At 65.8% G+C, this 17,467-nt stretch carries 15 protein-coding genes; 10 read left to right on the top strand and 5 right to left on the bottom strand.

Features of this window, described 5'->3' with window-relative positions; translation table 11 throughout:
• The first annotated feature begins 29 nt into the window (after positions 1–29).
• The 3 genes from QO014_RS05600 (at position 30) to QO014_RS05590 (ending at position 2,655) form a co-directional block, all read left to right on the top strand.
• Positions 30–683, top strand: coding sequence for an ABC transporter ATP-binding protein (locus QO014_RS05600; protein WP_266347802.1), 654 nt, complete (start codon positions 30–32; stop codon positions 681–683).
• Positions 683–1,885 (top strand): ABC transporter permease, encoded by a 1,203-nt coding sequence (locus QO014_RS05595; protein WP_266347628.1) that lies wholly within the window; start codon positions 683–685, stop codon positions 1,883–1,885. The genes QO014_RS05600 and QO014_RS05595 overlap by 1 nt, the downstream gene beginning before the upstream one ends.
• Before the next feature lie 167 nt (positions 1,886–2,052).
• The gene (locus QO014_RS05590) at positions 2,053–2,655 is read left to right on the top strand and encodes a YadA C-terminal domain-containing protein (RefSeq protein ID WP_266347627.1); all 603 of its coding nucleotides are present in this window, start codon (positions 2,053–2,055) and stop codon (positions 2,653–2,655) included.
• 12 nt (positions 2,656–2,667) lie between these two features.
• Here QO014_RS05590 and QO014_RS05585 read toward each other — a convergent pair whose 3' ends face one another.
• Positions 2,668–3,591 (bottom strand): carbohydrate kinase family protein, encoded by a 924-nt coding sequence (locus tag QO014_RS05585; protein ID WP_266347626.1) that lies wholly within the window; start codon positions 3,589–3,591, stop codon positions 2,668–2,670.
• A 256-nt stretch (positions 3,592–3,847) separates the two neighbouring features.
• On the opposite strand from QO014_RS05585, the gene QO014_RS05580 reads away from it, so the two are divergent.
• The 4 genes from QO014_RS05580 to QO014_RS05565 all read left to right on the top strand — a co-directional run bounded on the left by QO014_RS05580 (position 3,848) and on the right by QO014_RS05565 (position 8,790).
• On the top strand, positions 3,848–4,585 hold the full coding sequence (locus tag QO014_RS05580) for a cytochrome c biogenesis CcdA family protein (protein WP_266347625.1): 738 nt from the start codon (positions 3,848–3,850) through the stop codon (positions 4,583–4,585).
• Positions 4,586–4,664: 79 nt separating this feature from the next.
• Positions 4,665–6,020 (top strand): bifunctional UDP-N-acetylglucosamine diphosphorylase/glucosamine-1-phosphate N-acetyltransferase GlmU, encoded by a 1,356-nt coding sequence (gene glmU / locus QO014_RS05575; RefSeq protein WP_266347624.1) that lies wholly within the window; start codon positions 4,665–4,667, stop codon positions 6,018–6,020.
• A gap of 122 nt (positions 6,021–6,142) precedes the next feature.
• Positions 6,143–7,963 carry a glutamine--fructose-6-phosphate transaminase (isomerizing) gene (gene glmS, locus QO014_RS05570; protein WP_266347623.1) on the top strand — a complete coding sequence of 607 codons (1,821 nt, stop codon included), beginning with the start codon at positions 6,143–6,145 and terminating at the stop codon, positions 7,961–7,963.
• Between the two features lie 98 nt (positions 7,964–8,061).
• A complete protein-coding gene (locus QO014_RS05565) occupies positions 8,062–8,790 on the top strand; it encodes a DUF502 domain-containing protein (RefSeq protein ID WP_370877097.1) in 729 nt (242 codons plus the stop codon).
• Here QO014_RS05565 and QO014_RS05560 read toward each other — a convergent pair.
• Positions 8,787–10,550 carry a chloride channel protein gene (locus QO014_RS05560; RefSeq protein ID WP_266347622.1) on the bottom strand — a complete coding sequence of 588 codons (1,764 nt, stop codon included), beginning with the start codon at positions 10,548–10,550 and terminating at the stop codon, positions 8,787–8,789. The genes QO014_RS05565 and QO014_RS05560 overlap by 4 nt on opposite strands.
• 73 nt (positions 10,551–10,623) lie before the next feature.
• Positions 10,624–12,732: an ATP-dependent DNA helicase RecG gene (gene recG, locus QO014_RS05555; RefSeq protein ID WP_266347621.1), complete on the bottom strand. Its 2,109-nt coding sequence runs from the start codon at positions 12,730–12,732 to the stop codon at positions 10,624–10,626.
• Between the two features lie 105 nt (positions 12,733–12,837).
• On the opposite strand from recG, the gene QO014_RS05550 reads away from it, so the two are divergent.
• From QO014_RS05550 to QO014_RS05540, 3 genes are read left to right on the top strand one after another with little or no spacing between them, the layout of a single operon-like run.
• Positions 12,838–13,752, top strand: coding sequence for a class I SAM-dependent methyltransferase (locus QO014_RS05550; RefSeq protein ID WP_266347620.1), 915 nt, complete (start codon positions 12,838–12,840; stop codon positions 13,750–13,752).
• Between the two features lie 7 nt (positions 13,753–13,759).
• On the top strand, positions 13,760–14,506 hold the full coding sequence (locus QO014_RS05545; RefSeq protein ID WP_266347619.1) for a pseudouridine synthase: 747 nt from the start codon (positions 13,760–13,762) through the stop codon (positions 14,504–14,506).
• A 5-nt stretch (positions 14,507–14,511) separates the two neighbouring features.
• Positions 14,512–15,696, top strand: coding sequence for a BaiN/RdsA family NAD(P)/FAD-dependent oxidoreductase (locus QO014_RS05540; RefSeq protein ID WP_266347800.1), 1,185 nt, complete (start codon positions 14,512–14,514; stop codon positions 15,694–15,696).
• Positions 15,697–15,769: 73 nt separating this feature from the next.
• Here QO014_RS05540 and gfa read toward each other — a convergent pair whose 3' ends face one another.
• On the bottom strand, positions 15,770–16,345 hold the full coding sequence (gene gfa, locus QO014_RS05535; protein WP_266347618.1) for an S-(hydroxymethyl)glutathione synthase: 576 nt from the start codon (positions 16,343–16,345) through the stop codon (positions 15,770–15,772).
• Positions 16,346–16,457: 112 nt separating this feature from the next.
• Entirely contained in the window at positions 16,458–17,408 is a 951-nt protein-coding gene (gene argC, locus QO014_RS05530) for an N-acetyl-gamma-glutamyl-phosphate reductase (protein WP_266347617.1), read from the bottom strand.
• Positions 17,409–17,467 lie beyond the last annotated feature (59 nt).

Raw genomic sequence — 17,467 nt, 5'->3', positions numbered from 1 at the left:
AATTTCGCGCCGTGACCAAGGTCTATGGCATGGGTGAGGCGCTGGTCCATGCGCTCGCCGGCGTGGACCTCTCGATCGCGGAATCGGAATTCGTCGCGATCATGGGGCCGTCCGGGTCGGGCAAGTCGACGGCGATGAACATCATAGGCTGCCTCGATACGCCGAGTTCGGGCGAATATCTGTTCCAGGGCATCCCGACCAGCCATTTGAGCCGCGCCCAGCACACATTGCTGCGCCGGCACATGATCGGCTTCGTCTTCCAGGGCTTCAATCTCCTGCCGCGGACCTCGGCGGTCGAGAATGTCGAGCTGCCGCTCGTCTATCGTGGCATGGCGGCGGGCGAGCGGCGCGACCGGGCGCTGAAGGCGCTCGCCCGCGTCGGGCTGGAAGGCCGCGCCAGCCACACGCCGAGCGAACTCTCCGGCGGCCAGCAGCAGCGCGTCGCGATCGCCCGGGCGATCGTCACCGACCCGGCCGTGCTGCTCGCCGACGAGCCGACCGGCAATCTCGACACCAAGGCGAGCCAGGAGATCATGGATCTCGTGACGGCGCTCAATCGTGACCAGCGCATCACGGTGATCATGGTGACGCACGAGCCCGACATCGCGGCCTATGCGAGCCGGGTCATCCGCTTCGTCGACGGCAAGGTCGAATCCGACGTCGCCAGGACGGAGGTCGCCTGATGCTGCAGGAAACCCTCAAGCTCGCGCTGAAGGCGATCCGCCGCAATCCGCTGCGCTCGTTCCTGACCGTGCTCGGCATTGTCATCGGGGTCGCCGCCGTCATCGCGATGGTAACGATCGGCAACGGAACAACGGCAAAGGTAACGTCGGAGATATCGAAACTCGGCAGCAACATGCTGTTCATGCGTCCGGGCCAGTTCGGTCCAGGCCGTGCCAGCACGACTGCGAAATCCTTCAACGCGCGCGATGTGGCCGCGATCGAAACCCAGATCGCGGGGTTGCGGGCCATCGCGCCGATATCGCAAGCATCGGAAACCGTGATCTTCGGCGGAGAAAGCCGGTCGTCGAGCGTCGTCGGCACGACAGGCGACTATCTGACGGCGCTGGATTGGGGACTGGCATCAGGCCGCAGCTTCCTCGAATCGGAGGAGCGCGGCCGTGCGGCGTGCATCATCGGCGAGACGGTCCGCTCCAAGCTCTTCGGCTCCACCGACGCGATCGGCCAGTCGCTGCGCGTCGGCAAGATTTCGTGTTCCATCATCGGTGTCCTGGAAAAGAAGGGACAATCCGGCATGGGGACCGACCAGGACGACATCGTGCTGATGCCGCTTCGGACCTTCCAGCGGCGCATCGCCGGCAATACCGATATCGGGACAATCGTGCTGTCCGCCCAGAATGGCGTCTCGACATCGAAGATCCAGGCCAATGTCCAGCGGCTCATGCGCGAGCGGCGCAACATCGCGAACGGCAAGGAAGACGATTTCTCCGTCAACGACATGACGCAGATGCTTCAGGCCATGACCACCACCACTACGCTGCTGACCGGGCTGCTCGGCGCCGTGGCAGCGGTGAGCCTCCTCGTGGGCGGCATCGGGATCATGAACATCATGCTGGTGTCCGTCACAGAGCGCACCCGCGAGATCGGCATCCGCCTCGCCATCGGCGCACTCGAAAGCCAGGTGCTGCTCCAGTTCCTGGTCGAGGCCGTCGTGCTCTCCGTCTTCGGCGGCATTGTCGGCGTGCTGCTCGGACTGGGGCTCGCCTACAGCGCCGTCTCCTATCTCAACGTACCCTTCGTCACCAGCCTGCCGATCATCGCGCTCGCCTTCGGCTTCTCGGCCATGATCGGCATGGTCTTCGGCTATTTCCCGGCGCGCCGGGCCGCCAGCCTCGACCCGATCGAAGCGCTCCGCCGCGAATAGGCGTTCGGCGTGCGGCGCGGTGGTCGGACATGACATTCCGGCAACACAGGCAAGACATTCATTGTCGCGGCAGAGACCGGATTGCGGCGCGGCAGAAGACTTAATATTCAGTTAACCGGCAGTTCATCGGGGTGACGGGCTGCCGTTTTATTTCGGGGCGAAGAATCATGAAATTTTGGGCAATTGGTGCGGCTGCTGCTGCGGCGATTGGGGCATTTGTGCCTGGTCACGGCCATGCGGCCGTGGAGTATGTCAAGGTCTGCAGCAGTTTCGGTGCGGGCTGGGAGTATATTCCCGGCACCGATACTTGCGTTAAGACTGCTACCGGCGATACGGCGCGGAATACAGAGGACGGAGTTGTCTACAGCAAGACTCCGCTCGCCGCGAGCGTAGATGATCTGAACACGGCGAATGCAGCCTTGCAGGGCCAGGTCAACACCGTCTCGACCACGACCGACAACCTGTCGCAGCAGGTCAATGCTCTCGCCGTCAGCAATGCTGTCCTCAACGCGCGTATCGACCAGGTCTTCGATGCGATCGACAAGGCTAATGAAGGCTCGGCCGTGATGGGAGCCTTGCCGATGCCCTACATCGAGCAGGGGCATAATTTCGCGCTGGCCGGCAATTTCGCCCAGTTCGAAAGCAGCGGAGCGTTCGGCCTCGGCGGCGCCATGCGCGTCAACTCGAACCTGACCTTCAACGGCAGCGTCGCCGTCGGCGCCCAGCAGGGCACGGTCGGCGGTCGCGTCGGGTTCAACCTGTCCTGGTGATCGTTCGCCAGCTCACGCCAATTCCTTCCGCCAGGGCGGGTCGGCGCCCGGGCGGGAGCAGGTGATGGCGGCGACACGGTTGGCGAAATCGAGCGCGTCCTTGAGCGCGGCGTGATCGATTCCGCGAATCGTGTCGATCCTGAGCAGGCCCTTCTCCGAGAGACGCGAGAGAAATCCGCCGGTGAAGCTGTCACCGGCGCCGACCGTGTCGGCGATCTTGACGGGAACGACGGGGCTGAACACCGAGCCGGTTCGCGTATAGGCGGTCACACCCGCGCCGCCGCGGGTCACGACGACCAGGCCGGTGCCGCCGGCCAGCCAGCCGGCCGCGATCGTTTCAGGCGCCTCGCCCGGATGCAGCCAGTCGAGATCGGCGCCGGAGATCTTCACGATATCGGCGCCATGGGCAAAGCGCTCGACCTGTTTGCAGAACACTTCGCGGTCCGTGATCAGGGTGGGGCGGACATTGGGATCGTAGCAGATCACCCGCTTGCCGCGATTCTGATCCATGACGGCCGCAAGACGGCTGACGCTCGGCTCGGGAATGAGGGAGATCGAGCCGAAATGCAGCGCCTCGACCTCGTCGCCGATGGGTGCATGCGCGGCCGGGTCATGCAGCCGGCCGGCCGAATTCTCGTCGAAAAAGGCATATTGCGGCTCGTCATGCACGAGGCTGACGAAGGCGAGCGTCGACGGGCGGTTGCTGCGGCCCGCATATTTCAGGCTGACCTTGCTGCGCACCAGTTCTTCCGCCAGCGCCTCGCCGAAGAAGTCGGTCGAGATGCCACCGAGAAAGCCGGCCGCAATGTCGAGGCGGCCGATGGTCATGGCGACGTTGTAGGGCGAGCCGCCGACCTTGGGATGGTAGGAGTCGCGTCCATCGACGTCCTTGACGGGCAGGAAGTCGATCAGGGCCTCACCGCAACTCACGATCATGCCGTCCATCCTCCGCTGGCGCCATTTCGCGGCGCATTGCAGCCATCTATCGGAAGCGATGGGCGTCGCCAAGAGGCGTTGCGCGCCGCCACCTGCGGCAGCCGCACTTTGTCGTCGCGTCGTGATCGATCGCACGGGTGTCGTGCGGTTCCCGGTCGCATTTCCGTGACTAGTCTGTGTCCACGCTTTTCCTATAGAACGGGTCACGCCGGAGGCTTAGCCGTTCCGGGCCGGGCCCATCGAGCATCGAGGAATCATGCCGTCTGACGTCACGCTGTGGGGCGCGCTCCTCGCCGGATTGCTCTCTTTCGTATCGCCCTGTGTCCTGCCTCTGGTTCCGCCCTACCTTTGCTATGTGACCGGGCTCAGCCTCGACGAGGTCGTCGGGGATCAGTCGGATCGCCGCATTCGGCGGATCGTGCTGCAGTCCTCGCTCGCCTTCGTGCTCGGCTTCTCCACGGTGTTCGTCCTGCTCGGCGCAACGGCATCTGTCCTCGGCCGCCTCGTCGCGCGCCATCAGGATGTGCTTTCGATCTTCGCCGGCCTCGTCATCATCGTGATGGGCCTGCACTTCCTCGGCGTGTTCCGGATCGGCTTCATGCAGCGCGAGGCGCGGCTCCGCGTCGAGCGGCAGCCGGCTGGCATTGTGGGCGCCTATGTCCTCGGCCTCGCCTTCGCCTTCGGCTGGACCCCGTGCATCGGCCCGGTCCTGGCGGCGATTCTCGCCGTCGCCGGCTCGACAGACACCGTCGGACGCGGCGCGGGCCTGCTCGCGATCTATTCGCTCGGCCTCGGCATTCCCTTCATGATCGCCGCCGGCTTCGCCGAGGGCTTCGTGCTGATGCTGAAGCGCTTCCGCCGGCACATGCCGCTGGTCGAAAAGGCAATGGGGGTCTTTCTCGTATTCGCCGGTTTCATGTTCCTGACCGGCCAGATGACGCGGATTTCCTTCTGGCTGCTCGAGGCTTTCCCTGGGCTGCAGACGATCGGCTGACCGTTCGCCTCCAATGCCGTCTTGACCGGCCGGGGCGCGATCGCGCAATGCTGGCGCCGCCCGCATTGATGGAGGCACCATGTCGGACCGTTCTTCACTCGCCGTGATCCTGGCTGCAGGCGAGGGCACGCGCATGCGCTCGCAGCGACCCAAGGTCATGCACCCCGTCGGCGGATTGCCGATGCTGGGTCATGTTCTGGCGGCTGCGACACGGGCGGGCATCGGCCGCTTTGCCCTGGTGACCGGCAGCGGTGCCGAGGCCGTTGGCGGCTTTGCCAGGAAGAGCGCGCCCGGCGCCGATATCTTCGAGCAGCGCGAGCGCCTGGGCACGGCGCATGCGGTTCTGGCCGCCCGCAGCGCCTTGGCGGAGCAGGCCGACGATGTCCTCGTTCTTTATGGCGACACGCCTCTGGTGACGCCTGAAACACTGGAGCGGATGCGCGCCGAGCTCGCCAAGGGTGCGGCCGTCGTCGTGCTCGGCTTTCGTCCGGCCGTGCCGACGGGCTATGGCCGGCTGATCGAGCAGGACGGCCGGCTCGTCGCGATCCGCGAGGAGCGGGATGCGTCGGAAGCCGAACGGCAGATCGGTTTCTGCAATGCGGGGCTGATGGCCTTCAGGGGCGAAAGCGTCCTTCCCTTGCTCGACGCCATCGGCAACCACAACGCCAAGGGCGAATATTATCTGACCGATGCGGTCGAGATCGCCAACGCACAGGCGCTGCCCGTCGTCGCGATCGAGGCCGAAGCCGACGAAGTCCTGGGTGTGAACACGCGGGCCGAACTCGCCGCCGTCGAAGCCATCTGGCAGACGCGCGCCCGCCAGGCGGCGATGCTCTCCGGCGTGACCATGCTGGCGCCCCACACCGTCTATCTCTCGCACGACACGCTGATCGAGCGCGATGTGACGATTGAACAGAACGTCGTATTCGGGCCCGGCGTCCGGATCGAGGAAGGCGCGATCATCCATGCCTTCTCGCATGTCGAGGGCGCGCGGATCGAGCGTGGCGCCACCGTGGGGCCGTTCGCCCGGCTCCGTCCCGGTGCCGCGCTCGGACCACAGGCGAAGGTCGGCAATTTCGTCGAGGTGAAGAACGCCGAGATCGGTGCCGGCGCCAAGGTCAGCCACCTGACCTATATCGGCGACGCGAAGGTGGGCGCGGAGGCCAATATCGGCGCCGGCACGATCACCTGCAATTATGACGGCTTCGACAAGGCGCTGACGGTTATCGGCGAGGGCGCGTTCATCGGCTCCAACAGTGCGCTCGTGGCGCCGGTCACGATAGGCGACGGCGCCTATGTGGGGTCGGGGAGCGTCATTACCGAGGATGTGGCGCCCGACGCGCTGGCGATCGGTCGCGGCCGCCAGGTCGAAAAGCCCGGCTGGGCGGCGCGGTTTCGGGCGATGAAGGCGCTGACCAAACGCACCCGCGTCTAGCCGATCTGTGAAAATCCGAAACGCGATTTGATTTCCAGCACTTCCGGTCGAAAGCTAAGACGATCGCGACGGTGTCGTGAAAATGACTGGCCCTTTTCGCCGCCGGTCGGAGGAGAGGCGTCATGTGTGGAATCATCGGCATTCTGGGCCAGACGCCCGTGGCGCCGCTCCTGGTCGATGCGCTGAAGCGGCTCGAATATCGCGGCTATGACTCGGCCGGTATCGCGACGCTGGAAGACGGCCATGTCGAGCGCCTGCGCGCCGAAGGCAAATTGCGCAATCTCGAGGCGAAACTCGCCACGGTTGGTCGCATGGGGCGAAGCGGCATCGGCCATACGCGCTGGGCGACCCATGGCGCGCCGACCGAGCGCAATGCGCATCCGCATGCGACCGACCGGCTCGCCGTCGTCCATAACGGCATCATCGAGAATTTCCGTGAGCTTCGCCGCGACCTTGAGGCCGCTGGTCGCGTCTTCGTTTCGGATACCGATACGGAGGTCGTCGCCCATCTGGTGACGGCACGGCTCGATGAAGGCATGAGCCCCAGGGACGCGGTGCAGGCATCGCTCGGTGCGCTCGAGGGCGCGTTCGCGCTCGCCTTCCTGTTCGAGGGCGAGGACGATCTCCTGATCGGAGCGCGTCGTGGCAGCCCGCTGGCGATCGGCTGGGGATCGAACGAGATGTTTCTCGGCTCCGACGCGATCGCGCTCGGACCGTTCACTGACGAAGTGACCTATCTCGATGATGGCGACTGGGTGGTCCTGACGCGCGCCGGCGCCACCATCTACGACGCGGCCGGACAAGAGGTCGGCCGCGTCGTGACCCGCACGCAGGGCGCCACCTATGTCGTGGACAAGGGCAATCATCGGCATTTCATGGTCAAGGAAATCCATGAGCAGCCCGAAGTCGTCGGTCACACGCTGGCGCATTATCTGGACCTCGCCAACGGGATCGCGAAGGTCCCGTCGGGCATCGATTTCGCCGCCATCGATCGGCTCTCGATCACGGCCTGCGGCACCGCCTATTATGCCGGCTTCGTCGCCAAATACTGGTTCGAGCGGTTGGCGCGCCTGCCCGTCGACATCGATATCGCATCCGAATTCCGGTACCGCGAACAGCCGCTCTCCCGAAACGGCCTCTCCATCGTCATTTCGCAATCTGGCGAGACCGCCGACACGCTCGCATCGCTGCGCTATGCCAAGGGCGAGGGGCAGAAGATCGCCGCTGTCGTCAATGTTCAGGAATCGACGATCGCGCGTGAGGCGGACATCCGTCTGCCGACACTCGCCGGTGCCGAGATCGGCGTCGCCTCGACAAAGGCCTTCACGGCCCAGCTCTCCGTTCTGGCCGCCACCGCCGTCGCGGCGGGCAAGGCGCGCGGTGTCCTGAGCGCGGAGGACGAGGGCAAGCTCGTGCGGGCGCTGAGCGAGGTGCCGCGCCTCATGCATCAGGTGCTGAAGCTCGACGAGCAGATCGAGGCGCTCGCCCGTGAGCTCGCCAAGGTCAAGCACTGCCTCTATCTCGGCCGCGGCACCAGCTATCCGATCGCGCTCGAAGGCGCGCTGAAGCTCAAGGAGATCTCCTATATCCATGCCGAAGGCTATGCGGCGGGGGAGTTGAAGCACGGGCCGATCGCGCTGATCGACGAGGACATGCCCGTGGTCGTGATTGCGCCCTATGACAGGGTGTTCGAGAAGACCGTATCCAACATGCAGGAAGTGGCGGCCCGCGGCGGGCGGATCATCCTGATCACGGACCGCAAGGGGCAGGAGGCTGCAGCGATCGATACGCTGGCGACGATCATACTTCCCGAAATGCCTGCGATCGTGACGCCGCTCGTTTACGCCATTCCCGTGCAGCTTCTCGCCTATCACACGGCGGTTTTCATGGGCACGGATGTCGACCAGCCGCGCAATCTCGCAAAGTCCGTGACGGTCGAATAGGTCGCGATCGAGGTTTCGTCCCAAAGGCGTCTGGCCATCTTTCCCCAAGCCGTCATAATGGCTTGGTAGACTGGGTGAATCGGGCGAAGGGACGCATTATGAGCCTTGACGAACCTCAGCTTCCACCGATGGTGGATTCGCCAATCGGCAAGATCGCGAAGCGCCTCAGGAACTACTTCTTGACGGGGCTCGTGATCGCGGCGCCGATCTCGATCACGATCTACCTGACCTGGTCGCTGATCAAGTGGATCGATAGCTGGGTCAAGCCGGTCATTCCGCGCGAATACAGCCCGGACAGCTATCTTCCATTCTCTGTCCCGGGTTTCGGCGTCGTGGTCGCCGTCCTGGCGCTGACGCTGCTCGGTTTTCTCACCGCCAATTTCGTCGGGCGTACGCTTGTCGGGCTCGGCGAGGGGCTGGTCGCGCGGACGCCATTGGTTCGAAATCTCTACAGCGCGCTGAAGCAATTGTTCGAGACTGTGCTTTCCAGCAAGGGCAAGTCGTTCCACAAGGCCGCCCTGATCGAGTTCCCGCGCAAGGGCGTCTGGTCGATCGTGTTCATCGCGACCGAGACCAAGGGCGAGATCCGGCATCGACTGGATCAGACTGGCGAGGAATGGGTGACGGTGTTCCTGCCGCCCACGCCGGCACCGACGGCCGGCTTCATGATGTTCGTGCGGCGCAGCGAATTGGTCGAGCTCGACATGAGCGTCGAGGAGGCCGCCAAGATGGTTATATCGGCCGGTCTGGTCGCCCCGGAATATCCGAAGCCACCCGCGCGCATCGCACCCGTCGACGAACCCAAGCCCCTGGGCAACGCGCCCTAGTTTTCGCCTGCCAGGTTGCGGCGCGCCTTGTCGACTTCTTCGGCGTAGCGGCGCAGCAGATGCGTCTCCGTGAGGAGGCCGATGACATGACGGTGGTCATCGTCGTCGACAACGGCGAGTTCTTCGCTCTCGGCCTCGTCAAAGGCGGCTGCCGCCTCGCGCGCGCTCATCTGCGCCAGCAATACGCGGTCGCTGTGCTGGCAGAACGGGGCGATCGTGCCGTCACCGTCGTCGGCCTGTGCCTTCGCATGGACATCGGCGACCAGGACGATGCCGGCGTAGCGCCCCGACGTATCCGTCGCGATGACGCGCTGCGTCGAACCGAGCGGAAAGAGGTTGCGGAACGCGTCGACGGGCATGGTGGTCAGGATTGAGCGCACGTCGGTCCGCATCATGCGCCCAACGGTCAGGTCGCGCTGCCAGCCTATGTCCTGCGCGCCCCGGATGGTTTCCCCACGCAGATGCAGCCGCCAGGTCGAGAATGAGTAGCCGAAGAACTGGCGCACGGTCAGCGCGGACAGGATCGACGCGGCGAGTACGACACCGGTCAGTCCGAGGTTCCCGGTCGATTCCAGGGCGAGGAAGGTCATCGTCAGGGGGCCGCCGACAATGCCCACGCTGAGCGCGCTCATGCCGACGATCGCCGCCGCCTGCGGGTCGATCGACCAGTCGGGCAATGCGATGGCGATGGTCAGTCCGATCAGCTTGCCGAAGAGCACGCCCAGGAAGAGCGAGGCGAAGAACATGCCGCCGCGAAAGCCGGAGCCGATCGAGATCGACGTGGCGGCGATCTTGAGGACCAGCAGCATGACGAGCATGCGGGCCGGCAGTGTCTCGTTGAGGCTCAGATGCAGCGCGCCGTGGCCGGCCGCCAGCACCTGTGGCGTGATCAGCGCCATGAGCCCGACCGCGACGCCGCCAATGGTGGGGCGGACATAGCGCGGAAGCCGGCTCTTCTGAAACGCCAATTCGACCAGAGTCACGAGACGCATGATGCCGATCGCCGCGAAGCCGAGCAGCAGGCCGATGAGCAAATAGGGCGGATAATCCGAAGGCAGGAATTCGGCCGTCTTGGCGATCTCGATCGGATAGGCGGCGGCTCCCAGCGCCTGCGCCACGAGGAAGCCGGTGATGGCCGCGATCATGACGGGCGCGACCGTCGCCACCGAATAGACGCCAATGATCAGCTCGAAGCCGTAGAAGGCGCCGGTCAGCGGTGCTGCGAAGGCGGCGGCGATCGCGGCCGCCGAGCCGCAGCCAACGGCCAGCCTGAGGTCCGCGCGGCGCAGGCGAAGCCGCTCGCCGATCGCAGACGCGATGCCGCTCGCGACCTGGGTGTAGCCGGCCTCGAGACCGACCGAGGCTCCGAAGCCGTTCGAGATGACGTTTTCGAGTCCGACGCGCAGGCTGTCCGGCAACGACATGCGGCCACCATGCAGCGCGTTGGCCTCGATCGGATCGACGATCGGCCGAGAACGGCGGGCAAAGGCCAGCAGCACCAGCCCTAGGACCACGCCGCCGAGCACCGGCGCGGCGCAGCGCCAGGCCGGCTCGATGACCGAGGCCGCGCTCAACCGCACATCGGGCTGGATCGCGAAGAGGAGCACATGCAGCGCCTGCGCCGCCCAACTCACCAGCGTGACGACGGTCCCGGATATGGCACCGATGAACGCGGCCACGACGAGCAATGAAGGCTCGCGCGAGCGGATGAGCGTACGGAGGCGAACGGCGATTCGGTCGATCGGCTCGGCAAGGGGCATGGCTTCGCTCGGGGAGGCACCGGAGCGCATCTGTTAGCGGCTCGGCCGGCGCGAGGCGAGGGGTGAATCGTCGCTAGCCGGCCCGCAGCAGACGAATCGCCTCGTCGCGGCCGAACAGATAGAGCAACAGCCGAAGCGCCTCGCCGCGCTCGGTCCGGAGCGCAGGGTCTTTTTCCACGATCAGCCGCGCATCGTCGCGCGCGACCTCGAGCAACGCGGCGTGATGCTCGAATCGGGCGACCTTGAAGCCGGGAGCGCCGGATTGCCGGGTGCCGAGCAGTTCGCCTTCGCCGCGCAGCCTCAGATCTTCCTCTGCGATGCGGAAGCCGTCTTCCGTATCGCGCATGATGGCGAGGCGGTCATGTGCGATGGCGCCGAGCGGTCCCCGATAGAGCAGCAGGCAGGTCGAGGCCTTCGAGCCGCGACCGACACGGCCACGAAGCTGGTGAAGCTGGGCGAGGCCAAAGCGCTCGGCATGCTCGATGACCATGATCGTCGCATCGGGAACGTCGACCCCAACCTCGATCACGGTCGTCGCGACGAGGATGCGCGTCTCGCCGCCCTGGAAGCGCCGCATGGCGTCGTCTTTTTCCGCCGCCTTCATGCGGCCGTGCACGAGGCCGACAATAGGCCCGAGCGCCTTCTGGAGCGCTACGAAACGGTCCTCGGCGGCTGCCGCGTCGACTTCTTCGGATTCTTCCACGAGCGGACAAACCCAATAGGCCTTGGCGCCCTCGGCAACCGCGCTGCCGATGCGCGCGATCACCTCATCGAGCCGTTCGAGCGGGATGGCCCGCGTCTCGATCGGCCGTCGACCCGCCGGCTTTTCGGTGAGGCGCGAGACGTCCATGTCGCCGAAGGCCGTCAGCACCAGCGTGCGCGGGATCGGGGTGGCCGTCATGACGAGAATGTCGGTGGCGACCCCCTTGCCCGCCAGCGCGAGGCGCTGATGCACGCCGAAGCGATGCTGCTCGTCCACGATCGCAAGCGCCAGATCGCGGAACGCTACGCCCTCCTGGAAGACGGCATGCGTGCCGACGACGAGGTCGATCGATCCTGCGTCGAGGCCTTCCAGGATCGCGCTTCGCTCGCGGCCCTTCTCCCGGCCCGTCAGGATAGCCATGCGGATGCCGGCGGCATCGGCCAATGGCTGCAGCGTCTTGGCGTGCTGGCGGGCCAGAAGCTCCGTCGGCGCCATCAGCGCGGCCTGCGCACCCGATTCGATCACAATTGCCGCGGCCATCAGCCCCACCAGCGTCTTGCCCGAGCCGACATCGCCCTGCAGCAGCCGCAGCATGCGCTCGTTCGAGCCGAGATCGTGCTCGATATCCTTGATCGCCGCCTGCTGGCTGGCGGTCAGGCTGAAGGGTAGGGCGGCCAAGATGGCCTCCCGCATGCGCCCATGGCCCGTCCGCACCTTGCCGGTCGCCCGGCGCAGATTGGCGCGGGTCAACATCAGCGCCAGCTGGTTGGCGAGGAATTCGTCATAGGCGAGCCGGGCGATCGCTGGGCCCGTCGGCTCGAGATCGGCTGGCGTGGCTGGCGCATGAACCGTTTCGAGCGCCGCCTTGAAACGGGGCCATCGTCTCTGGGCCGCGAGCGGGCCGTCCAGCCATTCGGGCAGGTCGGGGAGGTCGTCCAGCGCGCCGCGAACGGCGCGTGCGAGCGTCTTCCGCGCCAGGCCGGCCGTCATCGGGTAGACCGGCTCGACCATGGGGAGTTTTTCGAAGGCCTCGCGATCGACGACGTGGTCGGGATGGACCATTTGCGGCCGGCCGCTGAACCATTCGACGCGGCCGCTGACGAAACGCGTTTCACCCACCGGCATGGCGCGTTCGAGAAAAGCGCGGTCGGCGTGGAAGAAGACGAGGGCGATTTCGCCGGTCTCGTCATGCGCTAAGACGCGATAGGGCACCTTGCGGTTTCCGGCCGGTGCCGGCTGGTGCCGATCGATCCGCACCTCGAGCGTCACGATCGCTCCTTCCGGTGACAGAGCGATGCCCGGCTGATTGCGGCGGTCGATCAATCCAACGGGCAGATGCAGCAGGAGATCGACGACGCGCGGCGGCTCGCCCGGCTCACCGCTGCCGAGAAGTCGCCCCATGGCCTCGCCGATCTTCGGACCGACGCCTGAAAGGCTCGTGACCGGCCGGAACAGTGAATTCAGGATCTCGGGGCGCATCGCGTCGTGATTCTCCTCGGGTCGCGAGCTTAGAACGCGATCCCACCCTTTCGCCATCGCGCCCGCCGCTATAGGAACAGCCTCGTCCTGAGAGCAAGAGAGTTGATGACGAAGACGGGTGCAGACGGCGTCTATGGAACGCCACCGGTCGAGATCGTGGATGTCGCGCGCGGCGCGATCCAGTTTTCGCCGCTGATGCCGGGCGCCGCACGGCTGGATGAATATGACGGTCGCCTCGATTCGATCGTCATGCTGGCGCCGCCGGGCACGATCGAACGGCGCCATGAAATGGCGCGTGCCCTGCTGGCCTTGCGCGCAGGCGGCGCCTTCACCGTATTGGCGCCACGCGACAAGGGCGGCTCTCGGCTGGTCAAGGAACTCGAAGCGTTCGGCTGCGCGGTTCAGGAAGCGCCGAAGCGTCATTTCCGGATCTGCTGGACCGAGCGGCCCGCTGATCCGGTTCGGCTCGCCGATGCGATCGCCGATGGCGCGCCACGGCTCGTCGCCGAACTCGGCCTCTGGTCGCAGCCGGGCGTCTTTTCGTGGAACCGGATCGATCCGGGCAGCGCCTTGCTGACACGCGTGCTGCCGGCATTGTCAGGCCGGGGCGCGGATCTCGGCGCCGGCATCGGCTATCTCGCCCATACGGTGCTCGCGTCGCCGGCAGTGAGCGAACTGACGCTGGTAGATATCGACCGCCGCGCCATCGATGTCGCGCGCCGCAATGTCGACGATAGCCGCGCGCGCTTCGCCTGGGCCGATGTCCGCAAGGCCGATACGCTGCCTTCCGGCCTCGATTTCATTGTCATGAACCCGCCATTTCACGATGGTGGCGCCGAGGATCGGACGCTCGGACAGGCGTTCATCCGTCGCGCATCGGAAAGCCTCGCCAAGGGCGGCACGCTCTGGCTGACGGCTAACCGCCACCTGCCCTATGAGGAAGGCCTGCGCACGCTCTTCAAGCATGTCGCATTGGTCGTCGATGAGGGCGGCTACAAGGTCTATGAGGCCAGGAAGTGAGCAGGCCATGAACAAGGCTCCGCCAACGGCGCGTCTCGATCGCCTCCTTGCCAATCTGGGCTACGGCTCGCGCCGCGAGGTTCAGGGCCTGATCCAGTCGGGCCGCGTCGTGCTCGACGGCGAGGCCGAGACAGACCCTGACCAGCGCATCTATGTGAAGGCCGATCTCGCCCTCCGCATGACTGTGAATGGCGAGCCGCTCGACCCCGCGCCGGGCATGGTGCTGATGCTCAACAAGCCCGTCGGCGTCACCTGCTCGCACAAGGAGACGGGTGCGCTCGTCTATTCGCTGTTGCCCGAGCGCTGGCGCCGGCGCGATCCGGCGATCTCGACGGTGGGCCGGCTCGACAAGGATACCTCCGGGCTGCTGCTCATGACCGATGATGGCGCCCTGCTGCATCGGATCATTTCGCCGAAGAGCCATGTGCCCAAGCGCTATCAGGCGACGCTCGCGCGGCCGCTCGCGGGCAACGAAGCCGAGGTTCTCGCTTCGGGAACGCTGATGCTCGAAGGCGAGGAAAAGCCGCTGCTTCCCGTCGAGATGACGACCGTTTCGCCGACGCACGCGACCGTCATCCTGCATGAGGGCCGGTACCATCAGGTTCGGCGGATGTTTGCCGCGCTCGGCAATCACGTCGTCGCACTCCACCGCGACCGGGTCGGCGGCCTCGATCTGCCAGACGATCTGCCGCCCGGGGGCTATCGCATCCTCGACGCAGCCGGCATCGCCGCCGTCTTCGGCGCATCGGCGTGAAAACAATGCCGTCGCGCGCCTATGATGTCGTGATCCTCGGCGCGGGCGCGGCCGGCATGATGTGCGCCATCGAGGCCGGCAAGCGCGGCCGCTCCGTTCTGGTCGTGGATCATGCCAAGGCGCCGGGCGAGAAGATCCGGATCTCCGGCGGCGGGCGTTGCAATTTCACCAATCTCGGCACGACGCCGGCCAATTTCATTTCCAACAATCCGCGCTTCGCGATCTCGGCGTTGAGCCGCTACGGCCAGAAGAACTTTATCACTCTCGTGGAGAGGCACGGCATCGCCTATCACGAGAAGACGCTCGGCCAGCTCTTCTGTGACGGCTCGGCGCGGCAGATCATCGACATGCTGGTGGCCGAGATGCACGCCGGCGGGGTCGAGCTGACGCTGGAGACACAGGTCCAGTCTGTCGCGCGGTCAGGCGACGGCTTCGCGGTGCAACTGTCGACGGCTGCCGTCAGCTGCCATTCCCTCGTCGTCGCGACGGGCGGCAAGTCGATCCCCAAGATGGGCGCCACCGGGCTCGGTTACGAGATCGCCGGCCAGTTCGGTCTGTCGGTCGTCGAGACGCGTCCGGCGCTGGTGCCCCTCACATTCGATCCCGCCGCGCTGCAGCGCATCGAGCCGCTGGCCGGGGTCGCGGTCGACGCTGTCGTCCAGTGCGGCAAGGTCCGCTTCGCGGAATCGATGCTCTTCACCCATAGAGGGCTGAGCGGCCCGGCCATCCTGCAGATTTCATCCTATTGGCGCGAGGGCAGGGAGATCGTCATCTCCATGCTCCCCGGCATCGATCTCTTCGAGATACTTCGGAGCGCAAGGACCGAGCGCGGCAAGCAGCAGGTGGGGACCATCCTGTCCGGCCTCCTGCCCAAGCGCGTGGTTCATCTCGTCGTCGACGAGGCGACGGCGGCGAAACGGATCGCTGATCTCCCCGACCGGCAGTTGCGCGCACTATCCGACGCCGTGAATCATTGGTCGATCAAGCCCGTGGGATCGGAGGGCTACCGAACCGCTGAGGTGACCCTGGGTGGCGTCGATACCGACGCGCTGGACTCGCGTACGATGCAGGCCAAGGCGGTACCGGGCCTCTATTTCATCGGCGAGGTGGTCGACGTGACCGGCTGGCTCGGCGGCTATAATTTCCAGTGGGCGTGGTCGTCGGGCTGGGCCGCGGGGCAGGCGGCTTGAGGGCAAGGCGGCCTGAGGCCATGTGTGCCGCCCGCCCAGGCGGGCAGGGCAGGCGGCCGGCGGAACCGTCCGGTCAGCTCGGCAGAACGCCGGACTTCTTCGCGGCGAATGTCGAGAGAGCGTCCATCAGCGGTGGCGAGAGACAATCATACGGCACGAGACCGAGTTCGCGGATCCTGTCGCGGATGCTGCCCATCCTGTCCGGGTGAACGCCACCCTCGATCACCGAGGACACGAAGGCCGCGAATTGCGGCTCCTGCCACCCCTCCTCCCGCGAGAGCTCCGTATGCACGAAGGTCAGGCCCTTGAAGGCATGATCCTTCTCGACGGGTCCGTGCATGTGAACGCCACAGACGGTGCAGGCATGACGCAGGATCGTGGCGCCGGGATCGACGATCGCGAGCTTCTGCCCGTTGGCGACGACCGAGACATTGGAGGTCGGCGCGACTGCCACGACCGAGAAGATCGCGCCGGTCGGCTTCCAGCATTTGGTGCAGCCGCACGCATGGTTGTGCACGACCTGCCCCTTGATCTCGACTTTGACCGGGTCCTCGATGCAGTGGCAGACAAGCGTCCCACCGGCGAAATCCGCGGCGCCGCGCTTGATCCCGTGATCGATGGCGGGGTGGAGAAGAACCGTATTAGGCATTTCTGGCTCCCTTATCGTTCGTCCCCGTTTTGGCCGGGGTCATGAACGGTACGCTCAACGCGCACGAAGGGAAATGCTCCCGGCCAAGCGCCGGGAGCCGGTGCCATCCCTGCTAGGTCAGGCTGGCGGCCTCATCGAGGCCGAGGGCGAGATTGAGGTTCTGCACCGCCGCGCCCGATGCACCCTTGCCGAGATTGTCGAGCAGGGCGACGAGCCGCGCCTGACCACCGCCTTCCGTTCCGAAGACGAAGAGCTTCAACTGGTTGGTGCCGTTCAGCCCCTCCGGATCGAGCCCGGTCATCGCCTCGCTCTCCTCGCGGCTGGCGACTTCGACGAAGCGTTCGCCGGCATAGTGCTCGGCCAGGGCTTCACGCAGATGCGACGGCTCCGGCTCGCCGGGGATGAGCGCCAGATGCAGCGGGATCTCGACGATCATGCCCTGGGCATAGCGACCGACCGATGGCGCGAAGATCGGCCGGAAGGCGAGGCCGCCATGCTTCTGGATTTCCGGCACGTGCTTGTGCTGGAGGGGGAGGGCGTAGATACGGAAATTGTCGTGGGTGTAGTTCGCCGCCGACGAATCTTCGAATTCGGCGATCATCGACTTGCCGCCGCCCGAATAGCCCGAAACGGCATTGATCGTGACGGGCCAGTCGTTGGGCAGAAGGCCCGCCATGGTCAGGGGCCGCAGCAAGGCGATGGCGCCGGTCGCGTAGCAGCCCGGATTCGATATCCGCTTGGCGGCGACGATCCGTGCCCGCTGCTCGTCGTCGAGTTCGGCGAAGCCATAGACCCAGTCCGGCGCCGTCCGATAGGCGGTCGATGCGTCGATCACCTTGACATACGGGTTGTCGATCAGGCCGACGGCCTCCTTGGCGGCGGCATCGGGCAGGCAGAGGATGACCGCGTCCACGCCATTCAGCAGTTCCGCGCGGGCGGCGGGATCCTTCCGCCGGGCCGGGTCGATCGAGACGAGCTTGAGATCGCCACGCGATTCGAGGCGCTGCCTGATCTGCAGACCCGTCGTACCAGCCTCGCCGTCGATAAAGACCGTGGATACCATAGCTCGCCTCCGTTCGGCTGCGCAGATGGGGTGAAGTTCGCCTGCAGGCAAGCCGCGTT

It is taken from the genome of Kaistia dalseonensis (assembly GCF_030814715.1).
In the GTDB taxonomy this organism is placed as follows: Bacteria; Pseudomonadota; Alphaproteobacteria; order Rhizobiales; family Kaistiaceae; genus Kaistia; species Kaistia dalseonensis.
This window is presented reverse-complemented; position numbering and strand designations above follow the sequence as displayed.

Bases quoted from the DNA above. Each gene is read 5' to 3' on its own strand.
- QO014_RS05595 (WP_266347628.1), top strand. From the start codon at position 683: ATGCTGCAGGAAACCCTCAAGCTCGCGCTGAAGGCGATCCGCCGCAAT.
- QO014_RS05540 (WP_266347800.1), top strand. From the start codon at position 14,512: ATGCCGTCGCGCGCCTATGATGTCGTGATCCTCGGCGCGGGCGCGGCC.
- QO014_RS05550 (WP_266347620.1), top strand. From the start codon at position 12,838: ATGACGAAGACGGGTGCAGACGGCGTCTATGGAACGCCACCGGTCGAG.
- glmU (WP_266347624.1), top strand. From the start codon at position 4,665: ATGTCGGACCGTTCTTCACTCGCCGTGATCCTGGCTGCAGGCGAGGGC.
- QO014_RS05590 (WP_266347627.1), top strand. From the start codon at position 2,053: ATGAAATTTTGGGCAATTGGTGCGGCTGCTGCTGCGGCGATTGGGGCA.
- QO014_RS05545 (WP_266347619.1), top strand. From the start codon at position 13,760: ATGAACAAGGCTCCGCCAACGGCGCGTCTCGATCGCCTCCTTGCCAAT.
- argC (WP_266347617.1), bottom strand. From the start codon at position 17,408: ATGGTATCCACGGTCTTTATCGACGGCGAGGCTGGTACGACGGGTCTG.
- recG (WP_266347621.1), bottom strand. From the start codon at position 12,732: ATGCGCCCCGAGATCCTGAATTCACTGTTCCGGCCGGTCACGAGCCTT.
- QO014_RS05600 (WP_266347802.1), top strand. From the start codon at position 30: ATGGGTGAGGCGCTGGTCCATGCGCTCGCCGGCGTGGACCTCTCGATC.
- QO014_RS05585 (WP_266347626.1), bottom strand. From the start codon at position 3,591: ATGATCGTGAGTTGCGGTGAGGCCCTGATCGACTTCCTGCCCGTCAAG.
- QO014_RS05565 (WP_370877097.1), top strand. From the start codon at position 8,062: ATGAGCCTTGACGAACCTCAGCTTCCACCGATGGTGGATTCGCCAATC.
- QO014_RS05580 (WP_266347625.1), top strand. From the start codon at position 3,848: ATGCCGTCTGACGTCACGCTGTGGGGCGCGCTCCTCGCCGGATTGCTC.
- gfa (WP_266347618.1), bottom strand. From the start codon at position 16,345: ATGCCTAATACGGTTCTTCTCCACCCCGCCATCGATCACGGGATCAAG.
- glmS (WP_266347623.1), top strand. From the start codon at position 6,143: ATGTGTGGAATCATCGGCATTCTGGGCCAGACGCCCGTGGCGCCGCTC.
- QO014_RS05560 (WP_266347622.1), bottom strand. From the start codon at position 10,550: ATGCCCCTTGCCGAGCCGATCGACCGAATCGCCGTTCGCCTCCGTACG.